Annotated in this window: 16 protein-coding genes; 15 read left to right on the forward strand and 1 reads right to left on the reverse strand. The window is 60.3% G+C overall.

Annotation, left to right across the window (positions count from 1 at the left end):
* Positions 1 to 123: 123 nt before the first annotated feature.
* The 11 genes from QP970_RS00345 (at position 124) to QP970_RS00395 (ending at position 12,338) form a co-directional block, all read left to right on the forward strand.
* Positions 124 to 2,448, forward strand: a complete 2,325-nt coding sequence (locus QP970_RS00345; RefSeq protein ID WP_239275473.1) for a Tex family protein — start codon at positions 124 to 126, stop codon at positions 2,446 to 2,448.
* A 260-nt stretch (positions 2,449 to 2,708) separates the two neighbouring features.
* Positions 2,709 to 4,916, forward strand: coding sequence for a YhgE/Pip family protein (locus QP970_RS00350; RefSeq protein WP_284869376.1), 2,208 nt, complete (start codon positions 2,709 to 2,711; stop codon positions 4,914 to 4,916).
* A gap of 174 nt (positions 4,917 to 5,090) precedes the next feature.
* Positions 5,091 to 5,435, forward strand: coding sequence for a 50S ribosomal protein L19 (gene rplS / locus QP970_RS00355; RefSeq protein WP_005278655.1), 345 nt, complete (start codon positions 5,091 to 5,093; stop codon positions 5,433 to 5,435).
* 245 nt (positions 5,436 to 5,680) lie between these two features.
* A complete protein-coding gene (gene lepB, locus QP970_RS00360) occupies positions 5,681 to 6,376 on the forward strand; it encodes a signal peptidase I (protein WP_239269541.1) in 696 nt (231 codons plus the stop codon).
* A complete protein-coding gene (lepB, locus tag QP970_RS00365; RefSeq protein WP_239269473.1) occupies positions 6,354 to 7,091 on the forward strand; it encodes a signal peptidase I in 738 nt (245 codons plus the stop codon). Before lepB (QP970_RS00360) ends, lepB (QP970_RS00365) begins: the two co-directional genes overlap by 23 nt.
* Positions 7,069 to 7,719 (forward strand): ribonuclease HII, encoded by a 651-nt coding sequence (locus QP970_RS00370; protein WP_239269542.1) that lies wholly within the window; start codon positions 7,069 to 7,071, stop codon positions 7,717 to 7,719. The genes lepB (QP970_RS00365) and QP970_RS00370 overlap by 23 nt, the downstream gene beginning before the upstream one ends.
* A gap of 62 nt (positions 7,720 to 7,781) precedes the next feature.
* A complete protein-coding gene (locus QP970_RS00375; protein WP_005278666.1) occupies positions 7,782 to 8,087 on the forward strand; it encodes a DUF2469 domain-containing protein in 306 nt (101 codons plus the stop codon).
* A 182-nt stretch (positions 8,088 to 8,269) separates the two neighbouring features.
* On the forward strand, positions 8,270 to 8,668 hold the full coding sequence (locus QP970_RS00380) for a YraN family protein (RefSeq protein ID WP_239269474.1): 399 nt from the start codon (positions 8,270 to 8,272) through the stop codon (positions 8,666 to 8,668).
* Positions 8,655 to 10,220 (forward strand): YifB family Mg chelatase-like AAA ATPase, encoded by a 1,566-nt coding sequence (locus tag QP970_RS00385; RefSeq protein ID WP_239269475.1) that lies wholly within the window; start codon positions 8,655 to 8,657, stop codon positions 10,218 to 10,220. The genes QP970_RS00380 and QP970_RS00385 overlap by 14 nt, the downstream gene beginning before the upstream one ends.
* A complete protein-coding gene (gene dprA, locus QP970_RS00390) occupies positions 10,217 to 11,398 on the forward strand; it encodes a DNA-processing protein DprA (protein WP_239275479.1) in 1,182 nt (393 codons plus the stop codon). The genes QP970_RS00385 and dprA overlap by 4 nt, the downstream gene beginning before the upstream one ends.
* Before the next feature lie 22 nt (positions 11,399 to 11,420).
* On the forward strand, positions 11,421 to 12,338 hold the full coding sequence (locus tag QP970_RS00395; protein WP_239269477.1) for a tyrosine recombinase XerC: 918 nt from the start codon (positions 11,421 to 11,423) through the stop codon (positions 12,336 to 12,338).
* A 7-nt stretch (positions 12,339 to 12,345) separates the two neighbouring features.
* Here the strand turns inward: QP970_RS00395 and QP970_RS00400 are convergent, their stop codons facing one another.
* Positions 12,346 to 12,867: a M23 family metallopeptidase gene (locus tag QP970_RS00400; RefSeq protein ID WP_239269478.1), complete on the reverse strand. Its 522-nt coding sequence runs from the start codon at positions 12,865 to 12,867 to the stop codon at positions 12,346 to 12,348.
* Between the two features lie 391 nt (positions 12,868 to 13,258).
* On the opposite strand from QP970_RS00400, the gene rpsB reads away from it, so the two are divergent.
* From rpsB to frr, 4 genes are all read left to right on the forward strand, one after another.
* Positions 13,259 to 14,092: a 30S ribosomal protein S2 gene (rpsB, locus tag QP970_RS00405; protein WP_005278684.1), complete on the forward strand. Its 834-nt coding sequence runs from the start codon at positions 13,259 to 13,261 to the stop codon at positions 14,090 to 14,092.
* Positions 14,093 to 14,396: 304 nt separating this feature from the next.
* A complete protein-coding gene (gene tsf, locus QP970_RS00410) occupies positions 14,397 to 15,209 on the forward strand; it encodes a translation elongation factor Ts (RefSeq protein ID WP_239269479.1) in 813 nt (270 codons plus the stop codon).
* A gap of 227 nt (positions 15,210 to 15,436) precedes the next feature.
* Positions 15,437 to 16,123, forward strand: coding sequence for a UMP kinase (gene pyrH / locus QP970_RS00415; RefSeq protein WP_005278688.1), 687 nt, complete (start codon positions 15,437 to 15,439; stop codon positions 16,121 to 16,123).
* Positions 16,124 to 16,193: 70 nt separating this feature from the next.
* Complete coding sequence (gene frr, locus QP970_RS00420) at positions 16,194 to 16,751, forward strand: ribosome recycling factor (protein ID WP_005278690.1); 558 nt, start codon at positions 16,194 to 16,196, stop codon at positions 16,749 to 16,751.
* Positions 16,752 to 16,784 lie beyond the last annotated feature (33 nt).

Here is a 16,784-nt window from a genome sequence, read left to right on the forward strand (position 1 = left end):
AGCGTGCGGGAGGGAGAGGATTTTTGTGTGCCCCGCGGCGGCAGACCGGGGCAGTGGACAAGGCATGCGGTAAATTGGGTGGGTCCCATGCCAAGCTGTGAAATAGAAGTGTGAGGAATCTACGTGAATATTGCGGCCACCATCGCGGCGGAGATCGGCGCTCAAGAAACCCAGGTTTCGACGGCGCTGAAGCTCCTGGCGGAGGGAAATACCGTGCCTTTCATTGCGCGCTACCGCAAGGAGGTCACGGGTGGTTTGGATGATGCGCAATTGCGCACCATCGAAGAGCGGGCCACCTACCTGCGCGAGCTAGAAGAGCGCAAAGAGACGATCCTTGCCGCCATCGAGGAGCAGGGCAAGCTTAGCGATGACCTGCGTAGCCAAATCCTTGCCTGCGATACCAAGGCGCGGCTCGAAGATTTGTATCTGCCGTATAAAAAGCGCCGCAAGACAAAGGCTGATATCGCCCGCGACGCCGGCTTGGAAGACTTGACCGACAAGCTGATCGCGCAGCCGGCGGCCCAGCCCGAGGAATTAGCGCAGAGCTATCTCACGGAAGGTTTTCCCGATACCAAGAAGGCGCTCGAGGGGGCGCGCTCCATCCTCATCGATCGCTTCGCACTCGATGCGGACTTGGTGGGAGGCGTGCGCGAGCGCATGTTTGACCAGGGTGCCATGCAAGCGCAGGTGGTAGAGGGAAAGGAAGCCGAGGGGGCGAAGTTCAAGGATTACTTCGACTTCAACGAGCCCTTTTCTTCGCTGCCCTCTCACCGCATCCTGGCGCTACTGCGCGGGGAGAACGAGGGCGTGCTCCAGCTGCACCTGGACGCCGGTGATGACGCCGACTACGAGGACCTCATTGCGGATCGCTTCGATCTGGATCGCAGCTCCGCGTGGCTGGATAATGCCGTGCACTGGGGATGGCGCACCAAATTGTATGTTTCCTCCAGCCTGGATGTGCGCATGCGCTTGAAAGAAGTGGCAGAAGAAGGCGCGCTCAAGGTCTTTGCCACGAACCTGCGCGACGTGCTGCTCGCCGCCCCCGCGGGCCAGCGCGCGACCATCGGCCTCGATCCGGGCTACCGCAACGGCACCAAGTGCGCCGTGGTGGATAAAACGGGCAAGGTGCTCGATACGACCATCGTTTATCCCCACCAGCCCCAAAACCAGTGGTCGCAGGCGGTGCAGGTCCTGTCCACGCTGTGCGCACGGCACTCGGTCGACCTCATGGCCATCGGCAATGGCACTGCCTCCAGGGAAACGGAAAAGCTTGCGCACGAGATTGCTGACCTGCTCAAGCAGGCTGGCAGCCAGCGTCCGACGCCCGTCGTTGTCTCCGAATCCGGAGCATCGGTCTACTCCGCATCGCAGCTGGCGGCGGAGGAATTTCCCGATATGGACGTCTCGCTGCGCGGGGCGGTCTCCATCGCCCGGCGCCTCCAGGATCCGCTGGCAGAGCTAGTGAAAATCGATCCGAAGGCCATCGGTGTGGGCCAGTATCAGCACGATGTGAACCAGACGTCGCTGGCGCGGACGCTGGACGGCGTGGTGGAAAGCGCCGTCAATGGCGTTGGCGTTGACCTCAATACAGCCTCGGCGCCGCTCTTGGAGCGCGTGGCGGGCGTAAACCCCACCATCGCCGCCAATATCGTGGCCTACCGCAATGACAATGGCTCTTTTGCCACCCGCAAGGAACTGAAGAAGGTGCCGCGCCTGGGACCGAAGGCCTTTGAACAGTCCGCCGGCTTCCTGCGCATTAATAGGGGAGCGGACCCGCTCGACGCGTCCGCGGTTCACCCCGAGGCCTATCCCATCGTGACGCGGATCGCGGAGCAGACGGGGCTGGGCATCGGCGAGCTCATTGGCAATGCCCGGGTGCTGGACAAGCTGGATCCCGCCGATTTCGCAGACGAGACCTTCGGCATCCCAACCGTGAGCGATATCATCGCCGAGCTGGATAAACCCGGCCGCGATCCGCGCCCTGAGTTTAAGACCGCCACCTTTAAAGAAGGCGTGCATAAGGTCTCTGACCTCACCCCAGGCATGGTGTTGGAGGGCACGGTCTCCAACGTGGCGGCTTTTGGCGCGTTTGTGGATGTCGGCGTGCATCAGGACGGCCTCGTCCATGTCTCTGCGATGAGCCATCAATTTGTCTCCGATCCGCACGAGGTCGTGCGCTCCGGCCAGGTGGTCAAAGTCAAGGTGATGGAGGTTGACGTCGATCGCCAGCGCATCGGCCTAACGCTGCGGCTGGATGATGAGCCAGGCCAGCCCGCGCCGAAGCGCCGCGGCGGTGACTCACAGCGCGGATCTGGCAAGCGTGGCGGTCAAAAGCCTTCGCGCGCAGCGGGGAAGAAGGGCGGACGCAACTCCGACCGCGGTGGCTCCCGCGGGCGCCCGGCAGCCAAGGGGACCATGGCGGATGCCCTGAAGAAGGCAGGCTTCTAGCTACCGACATCGGCCCCATCAGCCGCGCGGTGGAGGGCCGCTGCCTGCTGCGGTGGTGGGGGCGGGGCATTCGTCCCGCCAACCGCGCACGCGCAGAAGAAATTTTCCCGCGACATCGCAGCCGATGCGGCCTCTCCCGTTCAATAATGGTAAGTTTGGCAAAACTAAGTAAATGGCGTCCTGCTTCTCCCCGCTTTAGCGAGGCACTCCTGGGTGGATGAGACAACGGGGCGTCGAACTACTGCCATAAGGAGACAACTATGAGTCGTGCGGCCGATAGCGGTCACGGTGCCGAGGACACCGCAGCGATGCCTTCGATAAGCGGCGAGGGGAACAAGGGTCGGGGAGTGCTGGGCTGGCACCGCCTTCTGGATTGGCGCCCGCGCAGCGCTTTGTCGCGGGTGCTTATCGTATTCTTCCTCGTTGCGCCCATCATCGTGGCCGGAACCATGATGTGGGCCATGTGGGATCCATCCAAGTACATGCGCAATATTGACCTCGCAGTGGTCAATGAAGACGCGGGCGTGGACAAGCAGGGCAAGCACACCAACTATGGCGACCAGGTGGTCGAGGGCTTGCTAGAGACTGACTACCTCAAATTCTCTGAGGTCAACAAGGACGACGGCGAAGAGGGCTTGGTCAAGGGCAAGTACTTGATGGTCGTGACGATTCCGAAGAACTTTTCCGAGCAGGCCGTGACCATCATCAGCGATAAGCCCGAAAAACCGGAGATCAACTTCGCTACGAATGACTATTACGGCACGAATGGCTCGGTGATTTCCTCCAGCCTCATTCCGCAGGTGCAAACGAGCGTGGAAAACGCCATTTCCAAAAAGTACGCCGACCAGGTTATTGAGGGACTTACTAAGTTGAGCGACGGCCTGGGCAATGCCGCGGACGGCGCGGGGCGCCTTGATGAGGGCGCTGGAAAGCTGCAAGAGGGCGGCGGGCGCGCGGTTGAGGGCATCAACAAGCTCGACAACGGTGCGGGCACGCTCAATAACGGCACGGCCGAGCTCCTCAACGGAACGACGCGGCTCAATGACGGCGTCGTGCGGTTGAATGATGGTGCGGGCAAGCTTAGTGATGGCGCAGCGCGCCTCGATGACGGCGCCTCCCGGCTTGCCGATGGCTCCGACAAGCTCCTTGCCGGTACCGGCCGCCTTGCCGATGGTGCAGGCCAGATCGACGCCGGGGTCAATCAGCTCACCGGCATGCTCATCCCCGTGCTGAAGCAAGCCCAAGCCGTGGTTCCTGGCCTTACCCAGCTGGTAGACATCCTGCGCGGGCTCGGCATGACCCAGCAAGCGGATCAGCTCTACTCGTTGGTATCCAGGCTCGATCCCGCCTCTAGTGGAAATATGGTGGGGCAGCTGGAGAAGCTTTCCGCAGGCACCGGGCAGCTGCACTACAACCTGTCCGACCCGCAGTCGGAATACCTCGGCGGGCTGACCTCACTGAACGGCGGTGCGCACCGCCTATCCGATGGCATCAAGGAGCTGCGCGGCGGAGTTGGCAAGCTCAGTGACGGTACCTCGCAGCTGCAGGACGGTGCGACCCGCCTGCAGGATGGCGCCTCTCGTCTCCACGATGGCACGGGCGCGCTCAAGGAGGGCACCGGCCGCCTGGCTGAAGGCGGAGCCGAGCTCAAGGGCGGCTTGGACCGCCTCCAGGAAGGCTCCGGCGAGCTATCCACGAAGCTTGCCGAAGGCGCCGCCAAGGCACCTACCATTTCCCGCCCAGAGGATTCCGCGCAAAATATCGCAGTACCCATTAACTTCACCGCATCCAATGTCCACCCCGTGCAGACGGTGGTCAACCCAGCGGACCCGACCGAAAAGAATATTACCGGCGGCGCCTCCATGCTCTTCGTGCTCGTATTTGGCTTCCTCGTCATGCTGCTCTTGGCGATGACGCTGCCGTACTACATGGCGCGCCGGGGAGCCCGCGTCACCAGCCCGGCCCGCAGCGTATTCGACGCCTTTGCCGCGCTGACCGGCCTGAACTTCGTCATACTGGCGTTTATGGCCCTGATGTCTTCCACCTTGGGGTGGCAGCCGGCAAGCTGGTCCATGATTGCGCTCGTACTCGCCGCGATTTCCGCCGTGGCTGCGGCGACCTACCAGTTCTTCCTGATTACCTTCGGGCGCAAGATCGGTTCGATCTTTGCCGCCGGCGCGTTCGCCCTGGGCGGGATGGTCTTTGGCGGGGTCTGGCCGGTCCTGGCGATTCCGCGCGCGCTCAGCCTGCTGCACCCTTTCCACCCGATGTCCTACGCCAAGGACGCGTTCACCCGCGCCACCGACGGCATTCATGATGGCACCTTCTGGAGCAGCATCATTATCCTCTTTAGCATCACGGTGGGTGCCGTGGTGGCGTCGTACTTGGTCTTCCGGGCGCGGCACCTGGGCACGGCAAAGATCCTCGATGAGCACCACTCCATCCTCCGCTCGCCCATGCCTGCCTAAGGCGTGCTGCGCGCCCGGCTCGCCCCAGGTAGGGTAGTAAATCCGCGAAGTAGAGGAATTTGGAATTGGCCGGTTCCTATGGAAAGATAATCCATCGTTCTATGTAACGGGCACGAACCGGTCAGGCCTCCGGCCGCCAGGGTCCTCTGTCCCAAACTGAAAAGGAATATTGGTATGACCAACATTATCGACAAGGTCGATGCAGCACAGCTGCGCGACGACATCCCGTCCTTCCGCCCCGGCGATACACTCGACGTCAACGTCAAGGTTATTGAGGGTAACAACGAGCGTGCACAGCTCTTCAAGGGCATCTGCATCCGCCGCCAGGGCTCCGGTATCCGCGAGACCTTCACCGTGCGTAAGGTTTCCTTCGGTATCGGCGTAGAGCGTACCTTCCCGGTTCACTCCCCGAACCTCGAGTCCATCAAGGTCTCCCGCCGCGGCCGCGTTCGCCGTGCGAAGCTGTACTACCTGCGCGATCTGCGCGGCAAGAAGGCTCGCATCAAGGAGCGTCGCTAGTTCTAACGCCCGCCCTGGGCAGCGCCTATCTCCCTTCCTTTCCTGCATACACAGTGCCGGAAAGGAAGGGAGATTTTTATTGTGCACTCCTCGAATCATTTCGATTTCCTGTGAATCGCCCCGCAGTCACGGGAGCCAATCCGGATCGCGGGCACGCAGTTGCTAGGATCTGACGGGTGAATAACGAAAGCATCTCGCAGGGCAAAGAAGCGGCCGCGGAGGAATCAACCACGGAGAAAAAACAAATGCCGTGGTGGCTGGAGACTCTCGTGGTCGTCGTCTCCGTGCTGGTGGTCGTGGGGCTATTCCAAAACTTCATCGGCCGCCAATACGTGATTCCCTCAGGATCCATGGAGCCGACGCTGCATGGCTGTGAGGGATGCACGAATGACCGCATCTTTACAGAAAAGGTCTCTTACTACGGCGATAAGGGCCCAGAGCCAGGCGATGTCGTGGTCTTTAAGGGCACCGACGACTGGAACGGGAGTTACGTCTCCCCGCGCTCATCCAATGCCGTCATTCACGGCATTCAGGATGCGCTGAGCTTTATCTCCTTGGCGCCACCAGATGAAAATACCCTGGTCAAGCGCGTTATCGCCACCGGCGGACAGACGGTGTCCTGCCAAGAGGGCGATCCCGCCGTCATGGTGGATGGCAAGCCCATCAAGCAGGACTACGTGCAGGATCCGCCGACCTACCCAGTGGATGAATCGACCGGATCGGAAGCCTGCGGTGGCCCGTATTTCGGCCCAGTGAAGGTGCCTGAGGATAATATCTGGGTCATGGGGGATAACCGCACCGCGTCTGCCGATTCGCGCTACCACATGGGCGATAACTTCCACGGCACGATCCCCGTAGATAACGTGCGCGGAAAGGTGCAGTTCGTATTCTGGCCGTTCAACCGCATTGGTGGGGTCGATGACCCAGACATCCAAAGCTAAACCACAGCAACAGCGCCTGCGCACGCGCGATTTCCTTGCGCCGGTCATAGGCGGCTTCGTGCTCCTAGTTTTATTGCAGGCATTCGTCGGCCGGATGTATGTCATCCCCTCCGCGTCGATGGAACCCACGCTGCATGGTTGTACCGGCTGCGATAATGACCGCATCGCGGTGCAGAAGATGAGCTATTACTTCCACGACCCGGACCCGGGCGATGTCGTGGTATTTGAAGGACCTGAGTCCTGGAATACGGAATTTGAGGTGCAGCGCTCCGATAACGTGCTTGTGCGCGGCGCCCAAAACGCCTTGGCGTCGGTGGGGCTTTTGCCCAATGGGGAAAATATCCTAGTCAAGCGCGTTATCGCTACCGAGGGTCAGACGGTCAAGTGCGAGGAGGGCGATTCCGCGGTGATGGTGGATGGTGCACCGATAGACCAGAGCTTCACGTTGGATCCGCCCGAGATCCCGGTCGATCCCAGCTCCGGCTCGCAGGCTTGCGGTGGCCAGTACTTTGGCCCCGTGACCGTCCCAGAAGGCAATATGTGGGTCATGGGGGATAACCGCACCAATTCCCTGGACTCTCGCGCGCACATAGGCGATCACCTGCAAGGCACCGTACCGGTGGACAACGTGCGCGGCAAGGTAGAAGCCGTGATCCTGCCCGTATCGCGCTTTGGCGGCATCGACGATCCGGATATCCAGGATGCGGCGGCTTAAACAGCAGCGCACCTTTGAAGTGGCGTTGGCCCGGGCGGGGCTCGGCCCCGTCGCCGGGGTGGATGAGGCCGGCCGCGGTGCGTGCTGCGGCCCCGTCACCGTCGCCGCCTGCATCCTGCCCGAGCGCATCGTGAGCGAATTGGATACCTTAACTGATTCCAAAAAGCTCACGCCCCGCCAGCGCGAAAAGCTCTTCCCCATCATCAAAGACAAGGCTGTAGACTGGTCTGTGGTGCATATTGGTGCGGGGGACATCGACAAGCGCGGCATCCAGCACGCCAATACCTCAGGCATGCGCCGGGCGATAGCGCGCCTGGAACAGCGCCCAGGCTATGTGCTTTCCGATGCCCTCTTTATCCCCGGCCTCACCCAACCCCACCTGCCCATCATCGGTGGGGACGCGGCGGCGCGGTGCATCGCGGCGGCGAGCGTGCTGGCCAAGGTAAGCCGAGATCGCCTCATGCGGGATCTAGACGAGCGCTTTCCAGGTTATGGATTGGCTGGGCATAAGGGCTATGGAACCAAGGCACACGAGGCCGCGATTGCCGCCTTGGGGGCGAGTCCAGAACACCGCATGAGCTACAGCAATGTGCAGCGCGCGCATGCCCACTTCACTGCGCGTGCCTAGCGAAAATTGTGGTTTCTGCGCGCTAAGCTAGGGCGAGCTATCCCATATTTTGGAGGTCCACAGTGAGTGCAGAGGAACTCGAAAACTACGAGGCAGAGGTAGAGCTGTCCCTTTACCGCGAATATCGCGATGTCGTCAGCCAGTTTTCTTATGTCGTAGAAACCGAACGACGATTCTACCTGGCCAATGCCGTAGAACTGATTCCCCATACCGCCGGGCCCGATGTGTACTACGAGGTGCGCATGTCCGATGCCTGGGTATGGGATATGTACCGTTCCGCCCGATTCGTGCGCTACGTCCGCGTCATTACCTACAAGGACGTCAATATCGAGGAACTGGATAAGCCGGATTTCATCATGCCGGACTAGGGAACTGGGCGCCTGTCAACTCGGCGCCCGCTTCATCCCGCCGCAGCTGTGGATAACTCTTCGTGATGCCGAAGTTATTCACATCCGCGGCGGTTTTCTGGTTTTCGGGCTTGCAGCCGGCCCGCATCCTGCGATGTTCTGTGCGTGCAGCACAAACAGCACGAAAGAAAAGGACGCCGCACATGCAATTTGCATCCGATAATCACCTCGCTACGAAGCACCCTCGGCACAGGCAAGAACTGGGCAAGCGGGGAGAATCATTCGCCGCGCGCTACCTCCGCGAGCGTGGCTCCGATATCATCGCCGCCAACGTCTCCTACCGAGTGGGAGAAATCGACCTTATTGCCCGCGAGCCCGATGGCACGATCGTCTTCGTAGAGGTAAAAACCCGCTCTACCGCGAGCTATGGCACAGCCGAGGCCGTGACTCCACACAAGCTTGCCCGCATGCGCAGGGCCGCCGTCCAGTGGCTAGACGGCAAGCCACTGGCCACCGTGCGCTTCGATGTCATAGCCCTCGTGGTCAAAGGCGAGGGTTTTGAACTAGAGCACTTTACGGGGGTCGACGATGGCTCTCGGTAAATGCTTAGCAGTCTCCCTGCACGGCGTGCTCGCCCGCGTCATCAACGTCGAAGCCAACGTAGGGCACGGCCTGCCCGGAATCCATGTGGTGGGGCATGCGGATACCGCGATATCTGAATCCCGCGACCGCATCAAGACCGCCGCCGCGAATTCCCGCCTGCCATGGCCGAAAACCAAGGTGATCGTGTCCATGTCGCCGGCCTCGCTCCCAAAATCAGGATCCCATTTTGACCTGCCTATGGCGCTTGCGATTCTCGCCGCCCACGTAGAACAGCACGGCGCTGACTACGCGCGTTCCGTGCAGTCACCCAGTCAGGTTCTTAAAGAAACCCTGGTGCTTGGGGAACTAGGCCTGGACGGCACGGTTAGAGCAGTACCCGGTATCATCCCAGCGCTTCTCGCTGCCCGCGAGGAGGGCATTTCTACGCTGGTCATTCCGCCAGGAAATGCTGCCGAGGCTACCCTCGTTCCCGATATGAATGTGCTGGTTGCAGCCACGCTCTTTGATGCCTTTGCGTGGGCGCTAGGAGAGCGCGACCTACCCCGCGCGGCCGAGTGCTGCTCTGACCAACTCGCACCGGCACCCACACAGGAACGGCTCGACTATTGCGATATAGCCGGCCAGCACCATGCAAAGTGGGCTGCAGAAGTCGCCGCCGCCGGTGGGCACCACCTGTTAATGATCGGCCCACCGGGCTCGGGGAAATCCATGATTGCCTCGCGATTGCCCAGCATTCTTCCGGCGCTAAGCCCAGACCAGATGGTAGAAACCACTGCCATCCACTCGCTGACGGGAACTCCCGGTGAAGTGGTGTCCCACGCACCCTTCATCGCCCCGCACTCTTCGGTTACCCGCGCGGCGCTCCTTGGTGGAGGAAGCGGCCATCCTCGCCCAGGCGCGGTGAGCTTGGCCCATAATGGGGTGCTCTTCCTCGATGAGGTCAGCGAGGTAAGCGCCCCAGTGCTCGACGGCATGCGCGCGCCTTTGGAAGAAGGCCATGTCCGCCTGGCACGCGCGCAGCAGGAGATTGACTACCCGGCGCGATTCCAACTGATTATGGCAGCCAACCCCTGTCGGTGCGCCGCCGAAGATCCCTCTAAATGTACGTGCAATCCGCATGACCGGCTTAATTATCTATCGAATCTCTCCGGGCCGTTGCGCGACCGCTTGGACATGGTGGTCACCCTCTCCGGACAGTCAGCCACCATCAATGCGGAGGGCGAAGAATCCTCTGCTGCCATTGCCGAGCGGGTCGCCGCGGCCCGCGACCGTGCCCGGGTGCGCTGGGCGGCCGACGGCATTCCCGCGCGCGTCAACGGCGCCGTGCCCTCGTCATATTTGCGCCGGCACCGCCCGGCTTCCGAGTCCGCCATGATCATGTTGTCTGCCTACCTCGCCGAGGGCGAGATTTCGCAGCGCGGCATCGACCGCGTCCTGCGCGTGTCGTGGACCTTGGCGGATTTGCACGGCAGCTCCACACCCGATCTTGCGGAAGTGGGCCAAGCCCTCGACCTTCGTTCGAGCCAGACGGTAGGGAGGATTTCGGCATGAGCGATCTTGATTTATCGACTCCACTTGCCACATGGGTATATCTCAATCGCGTGGTGGAAGGCCCGTCCGCCTCCTTGCAGGCCTTGCTGGAACATCATTCGGCCGAAGAGATTGCCCACGGGATTTATCACCGAGCCGATTGGATCGGTCCTCTTTTAGCCCGCACCGCCTCGCGGTTTGATTGGGTGCGGCAAAAAGAAGACCTCGCCGCCGCAGAGCGCGTGGGGGCGCGATTGATCACTGCCGATAGCCCCGAGTGGCCAGCCGAGGCGTTTTCTTCTGCCTTTGGCTTCTACCAGAATGGCGCGGATGCGCCGGCCACATTCGATGAGCAAGCGGTGCCGCCACATAGCTTGTGGGTACGCGGCTCAGCGCTTAAACCCGAGGTAGGGCAGGCCGTTGGAATCGTAGGCACGCGCGCCATTTCGCGCTACGGGTGGCAGGCAACCCAAAGCGTGGTCTCAGGCCTAGTGAATCATCAGTGGACTATCGTCTCCGGCGGGGCTTTGGGGGTAGATACCGTGGCGCATGAGACCGCCTTGCACAATGCGGGGCGCACTGTCGCGGTCGCCGCGTGCGGAATCGATAAGAATTATCCAGCCCGCAACGGTGGACTCTTTGATCAGATAGCCGATAATGGCTGCATCGTCTCCGAATTCGCTCCAGAGACTGCACCCAAGCGGCATCGCTTCCTCATTCGCAACCGCCTTGTTGCTGCGCTAAGCCAAGGAATCGTGGTCATGGAAGCGGCATATCGCTCGGGCGCGCTTAATACCCTCAACTGGGCAGAAGCCTTGGGGCGCGTTGCCATGGCCGTGCCGGGACCAATTACGACGAGCGGTTCGCTCGGGTGCCACCAGCGCATCCAGGATGGACGAGCCCAGTTGGTCGCCAGCGCCGACGAAGTCCGCGCCCTGGTGGGCCGCGCCGGGACGGTTGATCCGGAGGCGCAGTATGAAATGAATTTTGCGGCGTCTTTAACGCAGCGATTATCGCGGAATGAGCTGCGAGTCTTTGATGCGACCCCGCCGCCAGGAAGCCCTCCGGCTACTGCTGAAGATATTGCGCGGGACGCGGGATTCCGCCTGCCCCTCACCGTCCACTTATTGCTTGCCTTAGAGAAAATGTGTGTGATCGTGCGGGAGGGAAATAACTGGGTTCGCTTAGAGATGGGCTGAAAAGCAAGTAAACTCGTGGGGTATGAGTGATAAATGGAAGGCCGCAGTAAGTCGTGGCCCGGTCGGGCAGATGGACGAGGCTATCGAGGACTTCGCGGACTTCCAACTCCACGTCAAGGGCCGTGCGGAGGCCACGGTGCGTGGCTACCGCGCGGACTTAAAAAACCTGGCCCAAGACATCGATGCATTTGCGGACTTTAACCTCAATAACCTGCGCCAGTGGCTAGGAAACGCGGTCGCAGAAGGAAAGGCGCGCGCAACGCTGGCGCGTAGGACAGCCTCAGTTAAAGCCTTTTCTACCTGGGCGGAAAGGGAAGGCTACCTAAGCCGCGATGTTGCGGCACGATTGGTAACACCGAAGGTGGGACAGCATCTCCCGACGGTGATGGCCCCGCAACAGGCGGGCGAACTTGTGGGCAACGCCGTTTCTGTCGATGAAGCGCATTTTCAGCGCGATAGCGCGATTTTGGAGTTGCTCTATGCCACCGGAATGCGCGTGGCGGAATTGGTCCGCCTCGATATAGAAGACGTGGACTTTAAGCGGTCCACCGCACGTGTTACTGGTAAGGGAAATAAGCAACGGGTCGTGCCCTTTGGTGCCGCCGCAACCGATGCCCTGCAGCAGTGGATAGACGGCGGGCGTAAAGAAATGGCGCGGGGAGATACCCAGGCCATCTTTGTAGGCAGCAGGGGAGCGCGCATTGACCAGCGCCAGGTGCGGCGCATCGTGGACAAAGCCGCCACGGTCACCGGCACAAGTGGCCTAACCCCGCACGGGGTGCGCCACCTTGCGGCTACACATCTCTTAGAAGGCGGCGCGGACCTGCGCGTGGTCCAAGAGTTACTGGGGCACTCGTCTTTGAGTACCACGCAAATCTATACACATGTCTCCGCAAAGCGGCTAAAGCAGGTTTATTCCCAGGCCCACCCGCGGGCCTGAGTGATTCTTATAAAGGCTTGAGGCGGATAACCGGCATATCCAGCAGGCTTAAGGGGTCAATGTAGCTGTCCTTGGCAATCCGGGCGCCCCAATGCAGCCCTGGTGTGCCGTCTACTGGGTGGGCGAGCTTGCCTATAGTTTGGCCCTCGTGCACCGCTTGGCCTTGGGTGACGCTCGCGTGCACGGGTTGATACGTGGTGCGTATGCCATCTGCATGGTCGATCGAGATGACCGGGGTTCCGGCGACGGTGCCGACAAAAGCGACGGTGCCGGATTCGGCGGCGACGACGCGGCCGCCAATTCTTAGGGCCATATCGACGCCGCGGTGTCCCGCACTCCACTTATGCTCGGGCTTATCAAAGCCGCGCAGCACTCGCACCGGGCGCGGTTTACCCGAGGCGGGATCGACGTATGCGGCAGCGGGCGCGGCGCACAGTAGCACTAGCGCACCAGTGAGGATGGTGGCGAGGGTGGGGATAAGGGGGCATCGGCAAGCGGCGGTATTTCGTGGTCGTGGCAATAAGTGCATGTGGCACAGTGTGGTGCGCTGCGGTCAATAATGCCCGGCGAAAGGTGGACCGGCTGTGGATAAACCAGCAGCGGTGGGGCGGAAGAAACTCAAGTGACAACCGAGGTAAAACGCTCAAAGAAACTTGTGGAAAAGTGCTTGTTCGGTTTGGAAAATTCAGCTGGCTGGGATTATTGTCTTTCATAGCAGTGCGTCCGCTGGGAGTTAACCCTCACGGAGGCATTGACTACGCGCGACGAAGTTGTCGCATCCTGAGTTAAGGGTGTGGCGGTCCGACAGCTGACGCGGTCCTTGGAAACAAGGTGTTGGCAGGGCCTTCGTTGCTAGGGTGCGGAATAAAACACCGCACAATTGGAAAACCGAAAGACAATTAAAAGAAAGCGAGCGAATCATGGCAGTTGTAACCATGCGCGAGCTCCTCGACGCTGGTGTGCACTTTGGTCACCAGACCCGTCGCTGGAACCCGAAGATGCGTCGTTTCATCTTCACCGACCGTAACGGCATCTACATCATCGACCTGCAGCAGACGCTGACCTACATCGATGAGGCATACGAGTTCGTTAAGGAAACCGTCGCTCACGGTGGCACCATCCTTTTCGTTGGCACCAAGAAGCAGGCGCAGGAAGCAGTTGCTGAAGAAGCAACCCGCGTCGGCATGCCTTATGTTAACCACCGCTGGTTGGGCGGCATGCTCACCAACTTCCAGACCGTGTCCAAGCGCCTGAAGCGCATGAAGGAGCTTCAGGCAATGGATGAGCGCGAGGACGGCTACAAGGGCCGTACCAAGAAGGAAGTTCTGATGCTCAACCGCGAGCGCGCCAAGCTTGAGCGCGTTCTGGGCGGCATCTCCGAGATGGCCAAGACCCCGTCCGCACTGTGGATTGTTGATACCAACAAGGAGCACATCGCGGTTAAGGAAGCCCACAAGCTGAACATCCCGGTTGTTGCCATCCTGGACACCAACTGCGACCCGGATGACGTTGACTTCCCGATCCCAGGCAACGATGACGCAATCCGTTCCACCAAGCTGCTGTCCGGCATCGTGGCTTCCGCCGTCGAAGAGGGCAAGAAGGCTCGCGAGGAGCGCCAGCTCGCAGCCGCTAAGGAAGCTGCCGGCGATTCCGCAGAGAAGGAACAGCGCGATGCTGAGGCTGCTGCAGCCGCATCCGATCCTGCTTCTGCAGAAAAGGCTGAGGAAGCACCCGCAGACAAGCCTGCACAGTAGGCCTGCCTCTTGTGAGGATTCTTTCTTAACTGCACTTAATTGAATACCCCACGCACATTTTGGTGTGGGGCAGCTAGGGAATAATTCCTGTACAAGGCTGTTTACCTAACCCCTACCACCGTGTGCTACGGCGGTGGGGGTTACTTTTATCTATGCTGGAGGCGGCTAAACCTAGCCTCCGTACAATCGCATTGATGAAGGAAACTGGGGTAGATACCCCCACCCAAAGACGGCGCGAGACCGCTTCTTCGGCTACGCTGTCTCAACGAACACTGACTGATTTTCAAGGAGGATCGCCCTAACTATGGCGAACTACACTGCTGCAGACGTGAAGGCACTGCGCGAAGCAACTGGCTCCGGCATGCTCGATTGCAAGAAGGCGCTGGAAGAAAACGGCGGCGACTACGACAAGGCCGTTGAATTCCTGCGCATCAAGGGCGCAAAGAACGTGTCCAAGCGCGCTGACCGCGAGGCTACCGAGGGCCTCGTTGCCGTATCCGGTAACACCATGGTTGAGATCAACTGCGAGACCGACTTCGTGGCAAAGAACGAGGGCTTCCAGTCCTTCGCTAAGAAGATTGTTGAAGCTGCAGCCGCAGCCAAGGCTAACTCGCCGGAAGAACTCAACAACGTAGAGATCGACGGCCAGAAGGTCTCCGAGTTCGTTGACCAGGAGTCCGCAAAGACCGGTGAGAAGCTGCAGGCACGCCGTGCAGTCACCGTCGATGGCGACAACGTTGCTGTCTACCTGCACCAGCGCTCCGCTGACCTGCCTCCTGCAGTCGGTGTCTTGGTTTCCTACGAAGGCAACAAGGAAGGCGCACACGCTGCCGCTCTGCAGATTGCAGCTATGAACGCTGAGTACCTGAAGCGCGAAGACGTTCCTGCAGAGATCGTCGAGAAGGAGCGCTCCATCGCTGAGGCCACCACTCGCGAGGAAGGCAAGCCTGAGGCTGCGCTTCCAAAGATCGTGGAAGGCCGCCTGAACGGCTTCTACAAGTCCGTTGTTCTGCTGGAGCAGGCTTCCTTGTCCGATAACAAGAAGACCGTCAAGCAGGTCGCAGAAGAGGTCGGCACCACCATCACCGGCTTCGTCCGCTACGAGGTTGGCGCTTAAGCCTCAGCCGCTTTTTAGCCTTTAAAGCCCACGGGAGGTACACCCTCTCGGTGGGCTTTTCTGCTGTCTAGGGGCAATGGGGAAGGGGCGGCTGCCGGGCCGCGGTGCGGTGTGGGGAAGCGAGGGCAGTGTAGGTAAGATAGAAAAGAAATAAATCAGCCCCCGCAAAAGGAGACGATGAAGGCGTGACTTCTGCAGACGAGAAGCGAACCGGATACAAACGAGTAATGCTGAAACTCGGTGGCGAAATGTTTGGCGGCGGCAAGGTTGGCATCGACCCGGACGTTGTCGATAACGTCGCTCGCCAAATCGCTGAAGTGGCCGAGCAGGGCATCGAAATCGCCGTGGTGATCGGCGGCGGCAACTTCTTCCGCGGTGCAGAGCTTTCACAGCGCGGCATGGACCGCGCCCGGTCTGACTACATGGGAATGCTGGGCACGGTCATGAACTCGTTGGCCCTGCAGGACTTCTTGAAGCAAAAGGGCGTTGATTGCCGCGTGCAAACGTCTATCAACATGGCGCAAATCGCGGAGCCATACCTGCCACTGCGCGCTGACCGCCACTTGGAGAAGGGCCGCGTCGTTATTTTTGGTGCCGGCATGGGCATGCCGTACTTTTCCACGGATACCACCGCCGCGCAGCGTGCCCTGGAAATCGGAGCCGATGTCCTCTTCCTGGCCAAGGGTGTTGATGGCGTGTACTCCGACGACCCACGGACGAACCCCGATGCGGAGCTCTACACCCGAATCACTCCGCGCGAGGTTATTGAAAAGGGGCTCAAGGTAGCCGATGCAACCGCCTTTAGCCTGTGCATGGACAATGACATGCCGATTTTGGTCTTTAACCTCTTGGAAGAGGGGAATATTGCCCGCGCCGCAAGCGGCCAGGTTATCGGCACGCTGGTGCAGTCCTAATTCTAAAACGGCACAGAACCTGCTACCTTTTATACAGCTACCCCTCAACGTTGAAGGATGATTCAGCCTCATGATCGATGACATTCAGCTCGAAGCCGAAGAACACATGACCGCTTCCGTCGAGCACACCCGCGAGCAGCTGGTGACCATTCGCACCGGCCGCGCGAACCCGGCGATGTTCAACGGACTCATCGCGGAGTACTACGGTGCGCCGACCCCGATTACTCAGATGGCTACCATCTCCGTGCCAGAGCCGCGCATGTTGCTCATCAAGCCATACGAGCAGTCCATGATCCAAGAGATTGAAAACTCCATCCGCAATTCGGACCTGGGCGTTAACCCCACCAACGATGGCCACGTACTGCGTGTGACCGTTCCGCAGTTGACCGAGGAACGCCGTAAGGAAATGGTCAAGCTGGCCAAGAGCAAGGGCGAGGACGGCAAGATTGCCATCCGTAATATCCGCCGCAAGGCCATGGAACAGCTGAAGAAGCTCCAAAAGGATGGCGAAGAGGGCGAGGATGAGGTCCTTGCCGCAGAAAAGGAAATGGAAAAGATTACCGCTGGCTATGTCGAGCAGGTTGACAAGCTGGTGGAAAACAAGGAATCCGAATTGATGGAGGTCTAGGCCTTTTCCGCTGCCGCCGCGCCCACCTCGGCC

It is taken from the genome of Corynebacterium sp. MSK073 (assembly GCF_030232085.1).
GTDB lineage: Bacteria > Actinomycetota > Actinomycetes > Mycobacteriales > Mycobacteriaceae > Corynebacterium.